Origin of the sequence: Geomonas sp. Red32 (genome assembly GCF_023652955.1) — a bacterium.
Taxonomy (GTDB): domain Bacteria; phylum Desulfobacterota; class Desulfuromonadia; order Geobacterales; family Geobacteraceae; genus Geomonas.
Genome location: NZ_JAKLOY010000007.1, coordinates 98,524 through 118,985 on the forward strand (window position 1 = coordinate 98,524; position 20,462 = coordinate 118,985).

Below are 20,462 nucleotides of genomic sequence, written 5' to 3' on the forward strand. Positions count from 1 at the left end.
GCACGGCCCACCCCCAACGGGGCGCAGGAAAACATCCTGCGCCCCGTTCTTTTTTTTGGAGGAATTTAAGAAACTGTAAACTTTGGCGACGTAACTGTTAGCGTTGCCGACACCTTTTTTAGAATATGCCCCATGAGAAGTCTCTTATCTCCTGTGATTCCGGCGGGTTTCGCGGCCTGAGAGCGGGCTTGCTTCTTGCTCACTTCTGGCATGCCTTTGATAAACGCCGATTCAGTGAACCGACGATGAGTCGAACGAGGAGGAGGAAGCTTATGGGCGTCGCGGTGCGGTATCTTTTATCGATCCTGGTTTTGCTTCTGTTGATGTGCAATGGCGCCTTGGCCAAGGTCTTGGTGATTGCGCCGCACCCTGACGACGAGGCACTCATGTGCTCCGGGGTGATCAGCAGCTCTCTGGCCGATGGCACCCAGGTCAAGCTGGTGCTGATGACCAACGGCGACCTCAACGGTATAACGACCGGCAACGCCCGCCAGGACGAGACGGTCGCTGCCATGGCCGGGAAGCTGGGGATGAAGGAGAGCGACATCATCTTCCTCGGTTACCCGGACGGCGGGATGGCCCCGGGGGCCGTCTACGGCACCTACGGTCTGCAGCCGATGTACCAGAAGTACACCGCCACCACCAGTACCTACGCCGCCCCCTCCGGGGCGAGCGCCACCTACGGTCACCGCGGTCTCGGCGGCAGCGACTATCACCTCTACGAATTCGGCTCGCACGCGAACTACAACAAGCCCAATGCGGTAACCGACCTGGCAGCCATCATCGCCGACTTCAAGCCCGATCACATCTTCGTCACCAGCCCCTACGACCAGCATCCGGACCACTCCTACAGCTACTACTTCCTGAAGGATGCCCTGACCTCGGTGGCCGCCTCGCTCCCCTCCTACGCTCCGGCCATCCATACCACCATCATCCACGGTGGCACCATCACCGCCTGGCCCGCCGCCGCCAACGCAGCCACCGTTTTCAACGCCCCTGTCATCCTGAGCTCAACGCCGCTCAACTGGAGTGTCCGCGAGAGTATCGGCGTACCCTTCGCCCTCCAGAACATCGCGCTGGCCGATAACCTTAAGTACCAGACCATCCAGTCGTATCCGTCCCAGCTGACCGACCCCTCGTCGGCGTCCTTCCTCTCCAATTTCACCCACCGCGACGAGTTCTTCTTCCCCGAGTACGCAGCCGGGGCGGCCCCGCCGGTAGCGAGCGCGGGAGCGGACCAGGTGGTGGCCGAAAATGCCACCGTCATCCTGGACGGTACCGGGAGCCTGGCCAATAGCGGAACCCTCAGCTATTCCTGGAAGCAGGTGCAGGGTAAAAGTGTCACCCTCTCCGGTGCCACCAGCGCCAACCCGACCTTCACGGCCCCCTCGGGGCTGAGTTTCGCCGAACCGCTGGTCTTTCAGCTGACCGTCACCGACGCAGGCGGCACGAGCTATCCCGACACGGTGGTCGTCACCGTACTCTCGACGAGCCGCTACGGAAACGTCGCCCCGGCCTCCACGGTGACGGTTTCCTCCCAGAACGCCACGACCGGACAGACCGGTGCGAAGGCCGTCGACGGTGTGATCGACGGTTGCCCCAACAACTGCAGCGCCGAGTGGGTCACCAACAACGAGCTGGGCGGGGCCTACATCACCCTGACCTGGCCGCAGGCGCAGCTGATCGACAAGATCGTCCTCTACGACCGCCCGCAGGCGACCGAACAGATCCAGTCGGCCACCTTGAGCTTCAACGACGGGAGCACCATCCCGGTCGGGGCTCTCAATAACGACGGCTCCTCCAATACCTTCAACTTCCCGTTGAAGAAGATTTTGTCGGTGACCCTGACCGTGAAACAGGCGACCGGGACGGCTACCGGGCTGGCTGAATTCCAAGTCTTCGGTCAGTCCGCCCCGACCCTGGCCGTGGTCTCGGGCGCCGCCTCCACCGGTTCGGTAGGGTACGCCTACGCGAGGACGCTGGCAGCCACCGGCGGGCAGACTCCGTACAGCTGGTCGCTCACCTCGGGGAGCCTCCCCGCCGGGCTGACCCTCAACGCCAGCACCGGGATCATCCAGGGGACCCCGACCGCGGCCGGAAACTCCAACTTCACCCTCCAGGTCACCGACGCCGCCGGAGCCACCGCCCAGCGCGCCATGACCATCACCGTGAGCGCCTCCCTCAAGGTCGCCACCGCCAGCCTCCCGTCGGGGAACCTGCACGTCGCCTACGACCAGACGCTAACCGCTTCCGGCGGCCAAGCCCCCTACACCTGGTCGGTCGTCTCCGGCTCGCTCCCCTCCGGCCTCTCCCTTATCCCGGGTACCGGCCACATCACCGGGACGCCGATGGCGCTCGGCTCCTCCAGCTTCATCGTCCAAGTGGTGGACGCCAACGGCTACCTGGCCACCGCGTCGCTTGGGCAGACCATCGGGAGCTCGCTTTTGACCGTCACCACCAACGGTCCGCTCCCCTCGGGGAACGCCGGGACCGCCTACAGCCAGACCCTCGCGGTCGCCAATGGCCTCGCCCCCTACAGCTGGTCGCTCGCCTCGGGGACGCTCCCCGCCGGTATCATCCTGAGCTCCGCCGGGGTTGTTTCCGGTACCCCGACCGCCGCCATCAACACCATCGTCACCGTCCAGGTGCAGGATTCCTGGGGTGACGTCGCCACCAAGAACCTCTCCCTGAGCGTCACCGACGCGGCCCATACCATCACCGTCGATTCGACGGTCTTCACCGACGCCTCGACGGCGGGGGCCACGATAACCTCGCCGAGCATCACCACCAAGGCCTCCGGCGAGCTCCTGCTTGCCTTCGTAGACGCGAGCGGCCCCTCCACCGGCGCCAACACCACGGTTTCCTCGGTCACCAACACCGGCACCGCGCTCACCTGGAACCTGGCGATCCGGAGCAACACCCAGCCAGGCGTATCCGAGATCTGGTGGGCCTACGCCCCCACGGCCATCACCGGAACGGTCACCGCGACCTTGAGCCTCAGCGTCTCCTCCCGGTCCATCACCGTGGTCTCCCTGCTCGGCACCGCCGCCAACGCCGACGCCATCGGCGCGGTGGTAAGCGCGGGAGCCAAGACCGGCGCACCTTACGCCTCGCTGGTGACCACCCGCGACAACTCGCTGGTGCTCGGGACCGGTAACGACTGGTCCGGCGCGGTGGCCCGCTCCGCCGTCCTTGGCCAGAGCATCATGCACCAGTTCCTCTCCCCGACCGCCGACACCTACTGGGTGCAGCGGATGAGCGCAGTCACCCCGGCCAGCGGCACCACGGTCGGCATCAGCGACAGCTACCCGACGGCGGACATGTTCAACCTCGCCGCGGTGGAGGTGCGGACCCAGCTCCCGGCCTCCCTCGCGATGGCCCCCGTGACGCTCCCCTTCGGCACGGTCGGGGCCGGCTACAGCCAGCCGTTCTCCGCTTCGGGCGGTGTCCTCCCGTACAGCTGGTCGGTCGCCTCGGGGGCTCTGCCGGCCGGCCTCACCCTCAATAGCGCCAGCGGCATCCTCTCCGGCACCCCGACCGCAGACGGCAGCTCCACCTTTACCGTGCAGGTGAAGGACGCCGTCGGCGCCACCGTGACCTCGGCATCGTTCGGGATGATCGTCTACACCCCGGTGGCGGTGGCCGCCGCCACCTTGCCGACCGGCACCGTGAGCCTCAACTACCGCCAGGCCCTTTCGGTTTCCGGCGGGCTCGCCCCCTACAGCTGGTCGGTTTCCGCCGGGAGCCTCCCAGGCGGTCTCGCCCTCGATCCGTCGGCAGGCACCATCTCGGGAACCCCCGCCGCCGCGGGCTCCTTCAGCTTCACCGTGCAGGCCAAAGACGCCAACGGCACCACCGGCTCCCAGGCCATGTCGATCACCATCTACGCCTTGGTCGATCGCAACGTCGCCCCGGTGGCCACCGCCACCGCCTCCTCGCAGAACAGCAGCTACGGGCAGCTGGCCTCTAAAGCCATCGACGGCGTGATCGACGGCTACCCCGGCGACTACACCAAGGAATGGGCCACCGTCGGCCAAGTTGCCGGCGCCTGGATCAACCTCGCCTGGCCCGCCTACTACCAGGTGGACAAGGTCGTTCTTTACGATCGTCCCAACCTCTCCGACCAGATTCTTTCTGCCACTCTTACCTTCAGCGACGGCTCGACGGTGAGCGTGGGGCCGCTCGCCAACGACGGCTCGGCAACCGCCGTCACCTTCTCCCCGAAGGTCACCAACTCGGTGAAGATGACCGTGGTGACCGGTACCGGCTCCAACGTCGGCCTGGCCGAGATGGAGGTCTGGGGGTACCAGGTGGCATCGGCGGTGGGGGTAACCACCTCCTCGCTCCCCGACGGCACGGTCGGCGTCGCCTACAGCCAGCCCCTCGCCGCCAGCGGCGGCAGCTCTCCCTATACCTGGGCGCTTACCTCCGGTAGCTTCCCGGCCGGGCTCGCTCTTGACTCCACCGGGGTCGTCTCCGGTACCCCGACCGCCGCGGCAAGCGGCAACGTCACTATCCAGGCCACCGACAGCACCGGCAACTCGGCATCCAAGGCCTTCCCGCTGACGGTCTATGCACCGCTCGCCGTGACGACCAGTTCGCTGCCGGTCGCCACGGTGGGGACCGCCTACAGCCAGTCCCTCGCCGCCAGCGGCGGATCTTCCTCCTACAGCTGGTCGGTGACCTCCGGGACGCTGCCGGCCGGCCTCAACCTTGCCCAGGCCACCGGGGTCATCTCCGGGACCCCGACCGCGGCGGGGAGTAGCCCCATCACCGTGCAGGTAGCCGACGGCCGCGGCATAACCGCCCAGGCCCAGCTGACTGTCACCGTCTTCCAGCCGCTCGCGGTGACCACCTCGTCGCTCCCCATCGCCACGGTGGGAAGCGCTTACAGCCAGCCGCTCTCCGCCACCGGCGGGACCGCTCCCTACCGCTGGTCGATCACCTCCGGGACGCTGCCGGCCGGGCTCTCGCTCACCTCCGGCGCCATCATCGGTACCCCGACCGCCACCGCGAGCGCCACCTTGACCGTCCAGGTTACCGATGCCGCCAACGGCACGGCTACCAAATCGCTCACCCTTGCCGTCTACCAGCCGCTGGCCGTGGCAAGCGCGACGCTGGGTAACGGGACGGTGGGGACTCCCTACAGCCAGACCCTCGCAGCCACCGGCGGGGCCACCCCCTACAGCTGGTCGATCACTGCCGGGACCCTTCCGGCCGGGCTCACCCTGAACGGCTCCACCGGCGCCGTCACCGGTACCCCGACCGCCACGGCGAGCGGCCCGCTCACGTTCCAGGCCACCGACGCCAACGGCACCACCGCGTCGAAGCAGCTCAACCTCGCGGTTTACGCGCCGCTCACCCTCGACACCATTGCGCTCCCCACCGGGACCACGGGAACCTCCTACAGCCAGACGCTCGCCGCCTCGGGCGGAGCCACCCCGTACAGCTGGTCGGTCGCTTCCGGCACGCTCCCCGCCGGGCTCGTCCTGAACGGAGCCACCGGTACCATCACCGGTACCCCGGCCGCCACCGCCAGCGTCTCCTTGACCTTCAAGGTCACCGACGGCAACGGCAGCTCTGCGACCAAGTCCCTGACCCTGACGGTCTACGGCCAGCTGACCGTGACCACCTCCGCCCTCGCCATCGGCACGGTGGGAGCCCCCTACAGCCAGACCCTGGCGGCAGGCGGCGGGTCGGCCCCGTACGCCTGGGTCATCACCTCCGGCACGCTCCCCGCCGGGCTCACCCTCAACGCCACCACCGGTGCCATCACCGGGACCCCGGCCGCCGACGGTTCGGCAGCCATCGCCGTCCAGGTCACCGATTCGCTCGGCATCGCGGTCACCAAGGCCCTGACCCTGGCGGTCTTCCAGCCGCTATCGGTTACCACCACCTCCCTCGCTACCGTGACCGTGGGCGGGATCTATAACCAGGGGCTCCTGGCCACCGGCGGGGCGGCTCCCTACAGCTGGTCGATCGCTTCGGGAACGCTCCCTGCCGGGCTCGCCCTCAACGCGGCAACCGGTGCGATCACCGGCTCCCCGACGGCGGCAGGTAGCGCCACCCTGGGCTTCCTGGTGACCGACCTCAATGGCACCACGGCCTCCAAGTCCCTCACCCTGGCCGTCTATGGGCCGCTCGCGGTGAGTACCGGCACTCTCGCCACCGGCACGGTGGGGATTGCCTACAGCCAGACCCTCATGGCCACCGGCGGGGCGGCTCCCTACAGCTGGGTGATCGCCTCCGGCACGCTCCCGGCGGGGCTCTCCCTTAACGCCACTACCGGCGCCATCACCGGGATCCCGGTCGCCGACGGCTCGGCTGCCATCACCGTCCAGGTAACCGATGCGCTCGGGACCGCGGTGAGCAAGGCCCTGACCCTGGCCGTCTATCAGCCGCTGGCGGTTACCTCCGCTGGTTTCGCCACCGGCACGGTGGGGACCGCCTACAGCGAGACGCTGGCGGCCACCGGCGGGCTCGCCCCGTACAGCTGGTCGATCGCCTCGGGGACCCTCCCGGCCGGGCTTACCCTCAACGGTTCCACGGGCGCCATTAGCGGTACCCCGACCGCAGCGGCGAGCGCCACGCTCACCTTCAAGGTCACCGACGCCAACAACGCCACCGCCACCAAGCCGCTCACCCTGACCGTCTTCGCGCCGCTCACCGTGGCCACCACGTCGCTTGCCAACGGCATCGCCGGCTTCGCCTACAACCAGGGCGTCTCCGCCACCGGCGGGGCCACTCCGTACAGCTGGACGGTCGCCTCCGGCTCGCTTCCGGCCGGGCTCTCCCTTAACGCCTCCACCGGCGCCATCACCGGCACCTCGACCGCCACCGGGACGAGCAGCTTCACCGTCCAGGTCGCCGACTCCCTGGGCGGCACCGCCACCAAGGCGCTCACCATCGGCATCTACCAGCCGCTGTCGGTCGCCACCACCACGCTTGCCACCGGCACCGCGGGGACCGCCTACAGCCAGACCCTGGCGGCCACCGGCGGCCTCGCTCCCTACAGCTGGTCGGTCGCCTCCGGGACCCTTCCCGCCGGGCTCACCCTGGCGGGCGCCACCGGCGTCATCAGCGGCACCCCGGCCGCGGCGGCCAGCGCATCGCTCACCCTGCAGGTGACCGACGGCAACGGCACCACCGCCAACAGGGTGCTGACCCTCACCGTCTACGGCCAGCTGGCGGTCTCCACCACCACGCTTTCCTCCGGTATCGTCAACACGGCCTACAGCCAGAGCGTTTCGGCTACCGGCGGACTCGCGCCCTACAGCTGGTCCGTCACCTCGGGTTCGCTCCCGGCAGGGCTCTCCCTCAACGCGTCGACCGGCGTCATCTCCGGCACCCCGACCACGGCGGGGACGTCCAGCTTTACCGTGCAGGCCGCCGATTCCCTCGGAGGGAACGCCTCGGCCGCGCTACAGCTAACCATCGCCTCGACCGCCACCATCGCCATCGACACCACCGTCTACACCGACGCCGCCACCGCGGGCAGTACCGTCGCTTCCCCCTCCTTCACCACCAAGGGAGCCGGCGAGCTGCTGCTGGCCTTCGTCAGCGCCAGTTCTCCCGACACCGGCACCAATACCTCCGTTTCCTCGATCTCGGGCGGTTCGCTTACCTGGACCCGCGCCGCGCTTGCCAACGGACAGCGGGGAACCGCCGAGGTCTGGTACGCCTACGCCACCACCGCCTTGACCGGCACGGTCACCGCCACCTTGAACCAGAGCGTATCTTCCCGCTCCATCACGGTGGTCGCCCTGACCGGAACCGCTTCGGGGGCGAGCGCCATCGGTGCGGTCGCTACCGGCGGCGCTTCCGCCAGCGCCCCGTCGGTCTCCCTCACCACCACCAGGGCGAACTCCTGGGTCTTCGGGGTCGGCAACGACTGGACGAGCTACACTTCCCGTACCGTCGGTTCCAACCAGACCATGGTGCATCAGTTCCTCTCCAATGGGACCTGGGACGCCTACTGGGTGCAGCGCCAGACGAGCGCCATCGCCTCGTCCGGGACGGCGGTCACCATCAACGACACCGCCCCCACCGGTAACATGTGGAACCTCGCGGCAGTCGAGATCCGCACGCCTTAGCGAGAGTTCCCCAGCAGTCAACGTAAAAGGGGCCGGCTGATCAGCCGGCCCCGCTTATTTTGTGATGGACGATCTGCGGCGGGACCCTTTGGAGCGGCGCTGCTTGGAACCGACGGCCGCTGGCGGGCCGGGTGAGGGGAGGGGATAGTCAATACTCGACGGTGATGGGATGAAAGGGACGCTTGTCCCTCGTGGTGAAGAACGTTTTGCTGAGGACCACCGTCTTGTTGTCGATGATGGCGATCAGGTTTTCCTTCACGAGGTTTCTCAGGACGCGGCTCATGGTCTCCCGGGTGACCGAGGCGAAGTTAGCCATCTGCTGGTGGGTGAGTTTCACATCGATGATGACGCCGCGCTGGTCCTTGACCCCGTAGAGCTCGGCGAGCCGTTCCAGAAGCGACATCACCCGGTCCTGGGCGTTCTCCGCATTGAAGCTCACGATCTTGATCATTTCCCAGGAGTCGCGAAGCCTGCGGCAGAGGAGATCGATGATCTTGCGCTGGAAACGCGCGTTACTCAGGAGGTAGGCCTCGAAATCCTCCTTGGCGAGAAAACCGATCACGGCGTCCTCGTGGGCGATGACTGTGGCGGGGTTGGTCTTGCCGTCCAACAGCGACATCTCGCCGAAGAACTCGTTTCTGCGGTGGATGGAGATGATCTGCTCCCTTCCTTCTTCGTTGTGCTTAACCACCCGCACCTTCCCTGAATAGATGAGGTACATGCACTTGCTGGTGTCCTCCTCCAGGAGCACCACCTGGTCCTTCGCGTACTCCTTCTTCACGAACAGCTTCTCGACGTTTTCGATCTCCTCGTTTCGGAGGTCTGCGAAGAAGGGGATGTTCTTGATCGACTTGCAGCCGATTTGATGCCGTTCCAATGGCTCGGTCATTGGGGTCTCCCTGGTTCCGGTCATCATCGGCCGGCGTCGGATATTTTTACAACGGTCGGTACGGACAGGTGGGGATGGCGGCGCCGACCTCCCGGCCGGGCCGGCCGGAACTCGGGGCGCAATGGCCCGGTAGATAATGAGCAACAAGGATGCCAAATGCTAATTAATTTAAATTACTGGCAAGTGGGCGCTATCAGTAGAAAAAATTTTTTTCATCAGTGTAAGGACATCCGACAAAATGCCGCTATACTTTACACGACCCCCGCACCCTCATGGGTAAGTGCCAGTAGCAGCGTTAATTAGATGGCAGTGGATGACGGGTTGGTGTAATAAATATCATTAACCACCACTTTTAAGCGAATAAGCTTTCGAGCCGGCCGGTAAAATTTGTCCGGCCGTGCATTTCTAACTTGACAGGAAAAGATGGTAAAGGTTTAATTTAAACCTGCTCAGGTATGGTCTAATTAGAGTGAGGGCCGCGGCGTGACGTTTGATGAAACTTTCAGGCAGAATCGACTCGCCTTTCTCTTCACGCTGCTGCTTTTGATGGCCGTCTACGCCAAGGTGGTGCCGGACATGGCCCGCCAGTGGTACGAAGACGCCAACTACTCGCACGGCTTTCTTGTCCCGCTGGTGGCGGGATTCTTCGTCTGGGAACGCCGCCGGCTTTTGGCCACCACCGTGGTGGAGCCGTGGTGGCCGGGACTGATCCTTTTGATCTTTGCCATGCTGCAACTGGTGGTGGGCCGGCTGGGTATGGAACTCTTCACCATGAGGAGCTCTCTGGTGGTGGCCCTGGGGGGAATCACGCTCTTTTTCTTCGGCAGGCGGCTTTTCAGGCTGATGCTGTTGCCGCTAGCCTACCTGCTGTTCATGGTCCCCCTCCCGTACCTTGTTTACGATGCGATCGCCTTCCCTCTCAAGCTCTTTGTCACCAGGGTATCCATCGCTTTCCTCCAGATGGCCGGCGTGGTCGTGCTGCGGGAGGGGAACGTGATCCAGCTGCCGCTCACCACCCTTGAGGTGGCCGACGCCTGCAGCGGTATCCGCTCGCTCATCTCGCTGCTGGCCCTGGCCGTCGCCTGCGCCTGTTTTTTGAAGCTCCCCGCCGGGAGGCGGGTGGCGCTGGTGGTGGCCGCGGTCCCCATCGCCATTTTCGCCAACGCCCTGCGGGTGATCGGCACCGGCCTTTTGGCCCAGTACTGGGGAGCGCGGGCGGCGGAAGGCTTTTTTCATGAATTTGCCGGCCTGGTGGTTTTCATGGCGGCGGCCTTCCTCCTGGTCGCCCTGGGAGCGCTCCTCTCGCGGAAGAAGGAGGGCCCATGCTGAAGAAATGGCACTTCGCCGCGGTGTACGTCCTTCTTCTGGCGGCCGGCGGCTACCTCCAGTTTCACGGTACCGGGCACGTTCCCATCAAGAAGCCGCTCGATCTCTTTCCCTCCACGGTGAGCCACTGGCGGATGGCGGGGGAATCGCACCTCTCCGAAGGGGTGCGGGCGGTACTTAAAGCCTCGGATGTGCTGATGCGGCAGTACGTGAACGAGCGGGGAGAGAGGGTCGAGCTCTACATCGGCTATCACGACGGGGGGAACGGGAGCGGCGAGATCCACTCCCCCAAGCACTGCCTGCCGGGGAGCGGGTGGCTGACCCTCTCCACTGCGCGGACGGAACTGGCCACGGCCGGCGAGAAGCTCAACCTGGTGCGTGCGGTCTACCAGAAGGGGGACGACCGCGAGCTGTTTCTCTACTGGTACCAGGTGGGCGGGGCGACCATCTCGGAGGAGTATTCCCTCAAGGCCGCTGAGATCGCCAACTCGCTGCTGCATAACCGCCGCGACGCTTCCTTCATCCGGATCTCGGTCCCCTTTCCGGCCGACGGTGGCGAGTCGAGGGCCGGGGAGATCGCCAAGGAGTTCGTCGGGGACTTCCTCCCGCAGATACGGGGATTTCTTCCGGGTTAGCCTATCGTCCAAAGCCGCAGGAGCAGGCGGCCAGCCGCTTTTCAACCGGTCTCAAATCTCTTGCCCCGCGGGGCCATACCGGAGGTTTTCATGGATTCCAATCGCGTCATCTCGGTCATTGGACTTGGTTACGTCGGCCTGCCGGTCGCGGTGGCTTTCGGCAAGAAGCATAAGACCATCGGCTTCGATATCAACCGGAGCAGGATATCGGAGCTCCGCGACGGCTTCGACCGCACCGGCGAGGTTTCCACCGAGGAACTGCGGGCGGCCGACATCCTCTACACCGATTCCACCGAGGTGCTCAGGAAGGCCGATTTCCACATCGTGGCGGTCCCGACCCCGATCGACAAGGCCAACCAGCCGGATCTCTCGCTCATGTACCGCGCGAGCGAATCGGTGGGGGCGGCCTTGAAGCCGGGCGACATCGTAGTGTACGAATCGACCGTCTACCCCGGGGTCACCGAGGAGGAGTGTCTCCCGATCCTGGAGCTCGTCTCGGGGCTCAAAGGCGGGGTCGACTTCACCGTCGGCTACAGCCCGGAGCGCATCAATCCTGGCGACAAGGAGCACACCTTCACCAAGATCAAGAAGGTGGTCTCCGGACAGGACCCCCGCACCCTCGACGTGGTTGCCGAGGTCTACGGCTCGGTGGTCACCGCTGGGGTGCACCGCGCCCCCACCATCAAGGTGGCCGAGGCTGCCAAAGTCATCGAGAACACCCAGCGCGACCTCAACATCGCCCTCATGAACGAGCTGGCGGTGATCTTCGACCGCCTCGGGATCGAGACCAAGGAAGTCCTGGCGGCCGCCGCCAGCAAATGGAACTTCCTGAAGTTCACCCCCGGCCTGGTCGGCGGCCACTGCATCGGGGTCGATCCCTACTACCTGACCCATAAGGCCGAGAAGTCCGGGTACATCCCGCAGGTGATCCTAGCCGGCCGCCGCATCAACGACGGCATGGGGAAATTCATCGCCCAGCGGGCGGTGAAAGAGGTGATCAAGGCGGGGCATCCGGTCTTGGGCGCCTGCATCACCGTGCTCGGGCTCACCTTCAAGGAGGACTGCCCCGATCTGAGGAACTCCAAGGTTGCCGATATCGTCCACGAACTCGAGGATTACGGCATGGAGGTGCAGGTGACCGATCCGTTGGCCGACCCGGCCGAGGCGGTCCACGAGTACGGGGTGAAGCTCGTTCCCCGCCAGGCGCTCAAGCCCGCGGTGGCGGTGGTTGCCGCGGTTGCCCACCGCGAGTTCCGGGAGTTCCGCCCCGCCGACCTCAAGGCGCTCATGGGCGGCAATCCGGTGCTCATCGATGTGAAAGGGGTGTACGACCGGCCTCAGCTCGCCGAGGCCGGCATCAGATGCTGGTCCCTCTAGCTCCCCCGAGGCGCGCCGGTTACGGCGCGCCGCCCTGCGGAGGAAGAGTATGACGATTTCGCTGATCGCAGTAGCCATGCTGTCGTTGTCCGTGCTGAGGCTCGTCTTGCAGCCGCAGCGGCGCGGCTCGCGCTGGCTGCTCGTTGCCACCCTGGCGGCGGCCGCCCTCCTGGAGCTGGGGGATCTCTGCGCCGTCACCGGGACGGACAGCGGAGGCTCCTGCCGCCACTCGGTCCTCTTCATCGAGGCGGTGACCCCGGCGCTTTGGCTCCTTTTGAGCCTGAGTTACGGCCGCGAGGGCGGGGTCAAGGGGGTCGGCAGGGGCGGCTGGCTGCTTTTCGCGGTCTCGGGCCTCTTGCTGCTGGTGCCGGTGGTTCTCACCCCGCAGGAGCTTTTTTACGCCCCCGACTTTCCGGCGGAACGGATCCTCTTCCTGACCGACCGGGGATACCTGTTCTACGTGGCGATCCTGGTGTTTTTGGTGGCCGCCCTGATGAACTTTGAGTCGACCCTGCTGCACGCCTCCCCGGATGCGCTCTGGCGGGTCAAGCTCGACATCGTGGCGCTCGGCTCGATGCTGGCGGTGCTGGTCTTTTACTACAGTAACGCCCTGCTCCAGCGGACGCTCAACATGGAACTCGTGCCGCTGCGCGCCTTGCTGTTCATGCTGGGGGCGGGGCTCGTGCTCTACTCGCGTGCGGAGAGGCGCGGAGCGGTGAAGATCCGCGTTTCCCAGCGGATCCTCCTCAGGTCGGCAGCCCTGGCCGCGGTGGTCGGCTACCTGGTCCTGCTCGGTGCCCTGGGCGAGGGGCTTCGCTACTTCGGGGACCAGTTCCCGCGGGTCTTGACCATGGCGCTCGGCTTCATCTCCGGGATGCTGCTGCTTCTGGTGCTCCTTTCCAACCGGCTCAAGCGGGAAGTGAAGGTCTTTTTCCACAAGAACTTCTACCAGAGCAAGTACGACTACCGGACCCAGTGGCTCGCCATCACCGAGCGGCTGGCCACCGCCGGCTCCGGCGAAAATCTCCTCAAGCGGATACTCTCCGCTTACTGCGAGATCTTCGGGGTCCGGGGCGCGGCCATCTACCTCCACCAGGAAGAGTGCGGCTGGTTCTGCGCCACCGGGATCCTCGATCTGGAGGGTGCCGAGGAGTCCCTGGCCGATAACAATCCGCTCCTCGCCTACCTGCGGGGTAAGCGGTGGGTCTTCTACAGCGGCGACGACAACCCCGAGATCCTGGCCGCCAACCGGAGCTTCATCGACAGGCACCGGATCTCCTTCGTGATCCCGCTCTTCGAGGGGGAGGCCCTGATCGGGTTCATCGCGCTGGGCGAACGGATGGTCCCCGACGAGCGCTACCGCTACGAGGATTTCGACCTGATGAAGGCCATCGGCCGGCAGGTCTCCATCTCGATCCAGCAGCAGCGGCTCTCCGAGCAACTCACCCAGGCACGGGCCATGGAAGCCGCCGGCAGCCTTGCCACTTTCGTGATCCACGATCTCAAGAACCTGACCTCCACGGTCTCGCTCATCGTCGACAACGCCGGCGATCACATCGACAACCCCGACTTCCAGCGCGACATGCTGGAAAGCCTGGGAAGGACCTCCCAGAAGATGCAGGACCTGATCGGGAGACTCAGTAACCTCGAAGAGATGGAGTACTACCGCCTGCGCCCGGTGGACCTGCTGGCCTTGGTGGAGCGGAGCGCGAGCCTTTTGCAGGCCCCCATCGCGATCCGGGGCGACCGCCATACCGCCATGGCCGACGAGGAGGAGCTCCAGAAGGTTCTCTTGAATCTCTTTTTGAACGGAATCGAGGCCTCCGAGAGGGGGGCTCAAATCACCGCCGAGGTGGGGCACGACGGCGCCCCGTACATCAAGGTAATCGACCGAGGCTGCGGCATGTCGCCGCGCTTTATCAGGAGTGAGCTCTTCACCCCGTTCCGCAGCACCAAGTTGAAGGGGCTCGGGATCGGGATGTACCAGTGCCGCCAGATCGTGGCGGCCCACGGAGGACGGCTTGAGGTTTCCAGCGTGGAGGGGGTCGGAACCGAATTCACCGTCTGGCTTCCGCCGCTGGAGCTTGATGCCGCTGGTGTCATGGTCCATGCCGCGTGATGAAGGAGGGAGTCGTGCAGAAGATCTTGATCGTAGATGACAACGAGGATATCAGGCGCCAGCTCAAGTGGGGGCTGGGAAGCGAATACAAGGTGGTGGTGGCCGCCGATGCCCGCGAGGCGTCGGCCATGTTCCGTGCCGAGCGCCCCGGCGTGGTGCTCCTCGACCTCGGCCTCCCGCCAAGCCCTGACACCTCCGAGGAGGGGTTCCGCTGCCTGGAGGAGATCATGGAGGTCAATCCGGCCGCCAAGGTGATCATGCTGACCGGCAACAACGACCGGGAGAACGCCCTGAAGGCGCTCCGGATGGGCGCCTCCGACTTCTATTACAAGCCGCCGGTCCTGGCCGACCTCAAGGTGATGGTGGCCCGCGCCTTCCACCTGGCAGGGCTCGCGCACGATTCCGCCGGGGACGGCAGTGCGGCCGATGCGGGCGAGCATTGGGGGATGGTCGGGAGTTGTCCGGAGATGCAGGCCGTCTTCACGACCATCAACAAGGTCGCCTCCTCCAACGCGCCGGTGCTGATAACCGGGGAGAGCGGAACCGGCAAAGAGCTGGTGGCCGGGGCGATCCACCAGGCGAGCCTGCGCCGCAAGGGGCCGATGGTCGCCATCAACTGCGGGGCCATTCCCGAAAACCTCCTGGAGAGCGAGCTCTTCGGGCACGAGCGGGGAGCGTTCACCGGCGCCCACATCACCGTCCAGGGGAAACTGCAGTATGCCCACCGGGGCACCCTGTTCCTGGACGAGATCGGCGAGCTTCCGGTCAGCCTCCAGGTGAAGCTCCTTCGCTTCTTGCAGGAGGGGACCATCCAGAGGGTAGGGGGGAGGGAGAACATCACCATCGACGCCCGGACCACCTGCGCCACCAACGTCGACATCGACAGGGCCATCGCCGAGGGGCGTTTCCGGGAGGATCTCTACTACCGGATCGGGGTCATCAACATCAAGCTTCCCCCCCTGAGGGAGCGGGGCGACGACGTGCTGCTGCTGGCCGAAAACTTCCTGAAGTTCTACGCCAAGGAGAACAAGAAGAAGGTTTCCCGTTTCTCCGCGACCGCGGGCGCTTTCATGAAGCGCTACCACTGGCCGGGGAACGTCCGCGAGCTAAGAAACCGCGTGCAGCGCGCGGTGATCATGTGCGAGGGGGGCGCCGTCTCCCCCTCGGACCTCGGTTGCGACAACGACACCTCCGTGGCCCTGGAGTCCCACCCGGAGCGGCTCTCCCTGCGGGAGGCCCGGGAACGGATTGAGCGTGAGATGATCATCTCGGCCATGGAGCGCCAGTCGGGGAACATCCTCAAGGCCGCCGAAGAGCTCGGGGTGAGCCGTCCAACCCTCTACGACATGATGAAGAAGCTCTCCATCAACCACGCCCATCAGTAGGGCTTCCCCTCGTCCCTCATCTGAGCTGCTATCGGGTAAGGATTTAGGACATTACCCTCAACCTTTTAGGCGAGAGGGTGGCCGAAGGCCGGGTGAGGGAAGGGTAAAGGGGCTAGGGGGCGCATTGGAAGCGAGCGGAGTAGGTGGGCTCCTTCCTCCCTCCCGGTGGTAGAATAATGAGAGGCGTGATGCCTCCGGACAGGGGACTCACCGCCTGCCGGGTTTCATCCGGGCAAGGAGGTGGCATGGGCGGTTACTCCGAGCTGCTGGTCGTCTTCGTGGTGCAACTCTTCATCATCGTAGACCCCCTGGCGGGCATCCCGATCTTCCTCGCCATCACCCCCAACAAGAGCCGGGCCGAGCGCCGTACCACCGCATGGCGGAGTTGCCTCATCGCCTTCGTGGTCATCGTCTTCTTCCTGGTCGCCGGTCCCTACATCCTCAGCTATTTCGGCATCAAGACCTCCGCGGTCCGTCTCTGCGGCGGCATCCTCCTCTTCCTGATCTCCCTGGAGCTTTTGCACGGCCGCGCGACCGGAACCGGTACCAGCAGCCGCGAGGAGCGCCTGGCCGAGGAAAAGGAAGACGTATCGGTTACCCCCCTTGCCATCCCGCTTTTGGCCGGTCCCGGTGCCATCGCCACCACCCTCATCTTCGCCGCCCGGGCTGGGGACCCCGTTTCCATCCTGGTGCTGACAGCCGGGGCCGCCGTCGTCTTCGCCATCACCTTCGTCTTTTTCTTCTGGGCCGACGAACTGGCCCGCGCCGTTGGTGCCCTCGGAATGCGGATCGTCACCAGGATCGCCGGTCTCCTCCTCGCCTTCATCGCCGCCCAGTACGTCATCGACGGTGCCCGCGCCGTCTTCACCGGCGAGCTCCCCCTCCGCTGAATCTATTGCCACCGCGAGCTCGCGGCAGGTCTAGGGGCCGCCGCCGGTTCTCCGGAGAATTCCGCCGGAAACAGGTTCCCCCCTTGTCAAAGGGGGGACAGGGGGGATTTACCTCGTACCTTTTTGCCACGAAAAAGGGGACGGCACCTTTTGGTTCCGTCCCCATCTTCGCGATTTTGCGCCGTTCCTGCCGGGCAATATTTTTTAGTATGGTATAATTATTTAAATTTTACAAAACAAAAAACCCGGAAAAGAAAAAGGGGCTAGCCTTAAAAAGCTAACCCCTTGATGTTTCTGGAGGCGGCGCCCGGATTTGAACCGGGGAATAAAGGATTTGCAGTCCTTTGCCTTACCACTTGGCCACGCCGCCTTAATCAACGAAAGGAGGTGAATGTATATCGTGAATCCTTTTTTTTGTCAATGGGAAATTTTGCTAGCGGGCGATGAGCTTCACGAACTTGTTCAAGTAGTCGACTCCCGACCAGATAGTGATCACTGTTGCTATCCAAAGATAGAACATTCCGACATGGTGCATGTTCACCACGAGGAGAGGATGGTCGATGGAGAAGAACCAGCGGTAATCGTAATGCAGCAGCAGCCCGATAATGGCCACTAGCTGAAAGATCGTCTTGAACTTGCCGAGGTTGCTCGCGGGGATCACGATCCCTTCGGTGGAGGCGATCCCCCTCAAGCCGGTGATGATAATCTCGCGCCCGAGGATGACCAGCACCATCCAGGCCGGAACCCGGTCGTAGGGGAGGATCATGATCAGGGCCGCCATCACGATCAGCTTGTCCGCGATCGGGTCGAGGAACTTGCCGAAGACGGTGACGATCTCCATCTTGCGGGCCAGGTAGCCGTCCAGCCAGTCGGTAACCGAGGCCGCGGCAAAGAGCGCCGCGGCCCAAAAACAGGGGCGGCGGTCCGGGGAGAGCAGCAGCACGCAGAGACCCGGGATGGCCGCGATTCTCAGCATGGTCAGGAGGTTGGGGATGTTAAGAATGGTCCCGTGGTTGGATTTCTGCATGCAATCCTTCTATCGGTAGGTATTCCGGTAGCTCAGTACCTTCGCCACGTAGTTTCTGGTTTCCTGGAAGGGGGGGATTCCGCCGTACTTGGCCACGTTCCCCAGCCCGGAGTTGTAGGCCGCCAGGGCCAGTGATTCGTCCCCCCGGAAGGTGTCCAAAAGAAACCTCAGGTAGCGCACCCCTCCCTGGATGTTGTCGGAAGGATTCAACGTGTCGGCCACCTTAAGTCCCTGGGCGGTCTTGGGCATCAGTTGCATGAGCCCCTGGGCCCCCTTGGACGAGACTGCGTTCGGGTTGTACCCGGATTCGGCATGGATCACCGCCTTGACCAGCGCTACGTCCACCCCGTACTTCCTGGAGCAGGCAGCGATGATCGGCTCGAATTCCGCGGGATTCCTCGCATACCCCGAAAGCTTGAAGGCGGTCCGGAGCTTCTTGTCCTTCTTGATGTCCCGCATGAAAATCTTGAACCGCTTGTCGGTGGGAGCATCGGTGAAATGAAGGGTGCCGTCGGGGTCCTCGTACCGGTAGATGTCGGCGCGGGCGGAGGCGGGGTGGAGGACTGCCGCAGGGGCCAGCGCCACAAGGGCGAAAAGGATGACGTATCGCTTCAAGCGCGTGACCTTCCTTGGCTAAATGTGGAAAAAAAACGCACTGAAAAGATATAGAACAATAACCATTAGAATTCAAGGCCTAATATATTACCAGATGGCCTAACCTGCCAAAAGGCTTGACAAAAGTACCCCGGGGGTCAATAATCCGCTGGTTTTCCGGATAGTATTCCCAATTCTAACGCTCCGCCCGGGGGGAACAAAAATGAAGGTGCAAAGTGATTTTCTGGTGATCGGCAGCGGTATCGCCGGGCTCTCCTTCGCTCTGCAGGCCGCCGCCTATGGCACGGTCGCTGTGGTCACCAAAAAGGACATATCCGAGTCGGCCACCAACTACGCGCAGGGGGGGATCGCCACCGTCTCCAGCGCCGAGGACTCTTTCGACGCCCACGTCCAGGATACCCTGGTGGCGGGTGCCGGCATCTGCCATGAAGACGTGGTCCGCATGGTCGTCGAGGAGGGGCCCGGCGTCATCGCGAGCCTCATCGAGTGGGGGGTCCACTTCACCAAGAACGGCGAGGTCTACGACCTGACCCGCGAGGGTGGCCACTCCGCCCGCCGCATCCTCCACGCCGAGGACGTCACCGGCCGCGAAATCGAGCGCGCCCTGGTCGAGGTGGTCAAAGGGCACCCCAACATCACCATCTACGAGAACCATATCGCCATCGACCTGGTCACCGAGGCGAAGGTCAAGAAGACTCCGCAGAGCGTGAACCGCTGCCTGGGCGCCCACGTGCTCGACAAGCAGACCGGCGCGGTGAAATCCTTCGCCGCCCGCATCACCCTCTTGGCCTCCGGCGGGGCCGGCAAGGTGTACCTGTACACCTGCAACCCCGACGTCGCCACCGGCGACGGCGTCGCCATGGCCTACCGCGCCGGCGCCACCATCTCCAACATGGAATTCATGCAGTTCCATCCGACCACCCTCTACCATCCCCATGCCCGTTCCTTCCTGATCTCCGAGGCGGTGAGGGGCGAGGGGGCGATCCTCAGGCGCCGCGACGGCACCGCCTTCATGGAGCGCTACCACCAGTTGAAGGACCTGGCGCCGCGCGACATCGTGGCCCGCGCCATCGACAACGAGATGAAGACCCACGGCGACGACTGCGTCTACCTCGACATCACCCACCGCGACGCCTCCTACATCACCAGCCGTTTCCCCAACATCTACCAGACCTGCCTCGAGTTCGGCATCGACATGACCCGCGACATGATCCCGGTCGTGCCGGCCGCCCACTACCTCTGCGGCGGGGTTGCGGTGGACACCAACGCCGAGACCGACGTGAAGCACCTCTACGCCATCGGCGAGGTCGCCTTCACCGGCCTGCACGGCGGCAACCGCCTGGCCTCCAACTCGCTCCTCGAGGCCGCCGTCTACGCCGGCCGCGCCTTCAAGCACGCGGTGGAGACCCTGAAGAACGGCGAGTTCTCCGCCCCGGTCTTCCCCGAGTGGGATGCCGGCACCGCGACCAACTCCGACGAGATGGTGGTGGTCTCCCAGAACTGGGACGAGATCAGGCGCTTCATGTGGAACTACGTCGGCATCGTCCGCTCCGACAAACGTCTCGCCCGGGCCATGCGCCGCATCGACCTCATCCAGGACGAGATCGAGGAGTACTACTGGAACTTCATCGTGACCTCCGACTTGATCGAGCTCAGGAACATCGCCACCGTCGCGAAGCTGATCGTCTCCTGCGCGCAGATGCGCAAGGAGTCCCGCGGTCTCAACTACAACATCGACTACCCGCAGCTGGACGACAACTGGAAGCGTGACACCATCATCAAGAAGCAGTTCTGAGGCGCGGATGACCATAGACGAGATCAGGGAGAACATCGACCGGCTGGACAGCGAGCTGTTGCGGATCTTCAACGAGCGGGCCTCGCTGGCCCTGAGGATCGGTGAGCTCAAGAAGGGGCTGGGGCTCCCGGTCTACGATCCCGCCCGCGAGAAGCGGATCTTCAACCGGATGACCCAGGAAAACCCGGGGCCGCTCGACGACGACGCCATCGTCCGTCTCTTCGAGAGGGTGGTCGACGAATCCCGCCGTCTGGAGAGGATCATGACCGCCGGTGAGCACTAGGCGGCGCCGTATGGTATCACCCCCTTTC

Annotated in this window: 12 protein-coding genes and 1 tRNA gene; 9 read left to right on the plus strand and 4 right to left on the minus strand. The window is 64.5% G+C overall.

The window, feature by feature from the left end; translation table 11 throughout:
* Window positions 1-272: 272 nt before the first annotated feature.
* Window positions 273-8,093 (plus strand): putative Ig domain-containing protein, encoded by a 7,821-nt coding sequence (locus L4X63_RS17555; RefSeq protein ID WP_250679955.1) that lies wholly within the window; start codon window positions 273-275, stop codon window positions 8,091-8,093.
* 148 nt (window positions 8,094-8,241) lie between these two features.
* On the opposite strand, the gene L4X63_RS17560 is transcribed toward L4X63_RS17555, so the two are convergent.
* Window positions 8,242-8,982 carry a Crp/Fnr family transcriptional regulator gene (locus L4X63_RS17560; RefSeq protein WP_250679956.1) on the minus strand — a complete coding sequence of 247 codons (741 nt, stop codon included), beginning with the start codon at window positions 8,980-8,982 and terminating at the stop codon, window positions 8,242-8,244.
* Between the two features lie 483 nt (window positions 8,983-9,465).
* Here L4X63_RS17560 and xrtA point away from each other — a divergent pair, with 483 nt between their 5' ends.
* The 6 genes from xrtA (at window position 9,466) to L4X63_RS17590 (ending at window position 16,714) form a co-directional block, all read left to right on the plus strand.
* A complete protein-coding gene (gene xrtA / locus L4X63_RS17565) occupies window positions 9,466-10,311 on the plus strand; it encodes an exosortase A (protein ID WP_250679957.1) in 846 nt (281 codons plus the stop codon).
* Window positions 10,305-10,943 (plus strand): exosortase C-terminal domain/associated protein EpsI, encoded by a 639-nt coding sequence (locus L4X63_RS17570; protein WP_250679958.1) that lies wholly within the window; start codon window positions 10,305-10,307, stop codon window positions 10,941-10,943. The genes xrtA and L4X63_RS17570 overlap by 7 nt, the downstream gene beginning before the upstream one ends.
* Window positions 10,944-11,033: 90 nt before the next feature.
* Window positions 11,034-12,320: a nucleotide sugar dehydrogenase gene (locus L4X63_RS17575; protein WP_250679959.1), complete on the plus strand. Its 1,287-nt coding sequence runs from the start codon at window positions 11,034-11,036 to the stop codon at window positions 12,318-12,320.
* Window positions 12,321-12,369: 49 nt separating this feature from the next.
* Window positions 12,370-14,439, plus strand: a complete 2,070-nt coding sequence (prsK, locus tag L4X63_RS17580) for an XrtA/PEP-CTERM system histidine kinase PrsK (RefSeq protein WP_250679960.1) — start codon at window positions 12,370-12,372, stop codon at window positions 14,437-14,439.
* Between the two features lie 14 nt (window positions 14,440-14,453).
* A complete protein-coding gene (prsR, locus tag L4X63_RS17585; RefSeq protein ID WP_250679961.1) occupies window positions 14,454-15,824 on the plus strand; it encodes a PEP-CTERM-box response regulator transcription factor in 1,371 nt (456 codons plus the stop codon).
* Between the two features lie 245 nt (window positions 15,825-16,069).
* The gene (locus tag L4X63_RS17590) at window positions 16,070-16,714 is read left to right on the plus strand and encodes a MarC family protein (protein ID WP_250679962.1); all 645 of its coding nucleotides are present in this window, start codon (window positions 16,070-16,072) and stop codon (window positions 16,712-16,714) included.
* A gap of 295 nt (window positions 16,715-17,009) precedes the next feature.
* Here the strand turns inward: L4X63_RS17590 and L4X63_RS17595 are convergent.
* The 3 genes from L4X63_RS17595 to L4X63_RS17605 all read right to left on the minus strand — a co-directional run bounded on the left by L4X63_RS17595 (window position 17,010) and on the right by L4X63_RS17605 (window position 18,341).
* Window positions 17,010-17,084, minus strand: a tRNA-Cys gene (locus L4X63_RS17595).
* A 63-nt stretch (window positions 17,085-17,147) separates the two neighbouring features.
* The gene (gene pgsA / locus L4X63_RS17600) at window positions 17,148-17,741 is read right to left on the minus strand and encodes a CDP-diacylglycerol--glycerol-3-phosphate 3-phosphatidyltransferase (protein ID WP_250679963.1); all 594 of its coding nucleotides are present in this window, start codon (window positions 17,739-17,741) and stop codon (window positions 17,148-17,150) included.
* 9 nt (window positions 17,742-17,750) lie between these two features.
* Window positions 17,751-18,341 carry a transglycosylase SLT domain-containing protein gene (locus tag L4X63_RS17605; RefSeq protein WP_250680125.1) on the minus strand — a complete coding sequence of 197 codons (591 nt, stop codon included), beginning with the start codon at window positions 18,339-18,341 and terminating at the stop codon, window positions 17,751-17,753.
* Between the two features lie 217 nt (window positions 18,342-18,558).
* Between L4X63_RS17605 and nadB the strand changes: the two genes are divergently transcribed.
* Together nadB and pheA are read left to right on the plus strand one after the other, a co-directional pair.
* Window positions 18,559-20,151 carry an L-aspartate oxidase gene (gene nadB, locus L4X63_RS17610; RefSeq protein WP_250679964.1) on the plus strand — a complete coding sequence of 531 codons (1,593 nt, stop codon included), beginning with the start codon at window positions 18,559-18,561 and terminating at the stop codon, window positions 20,149-20,151.
* 7 nt (window positions 20,152-20,158) lie between these two features.
* Complete coding sequence (pheA, locus tag L4X63_RS17615) at window positions 20,159-20,434, plus strand: chorismate mutase (RefSeq protein ID WP_250679965.1); 276 nt, start codon at window positions 20,159-20,161, stop codon at window positions 20,432-20,434.
* Window positions 20,435-20,462 lie beyond the last annotated feature (28 nt).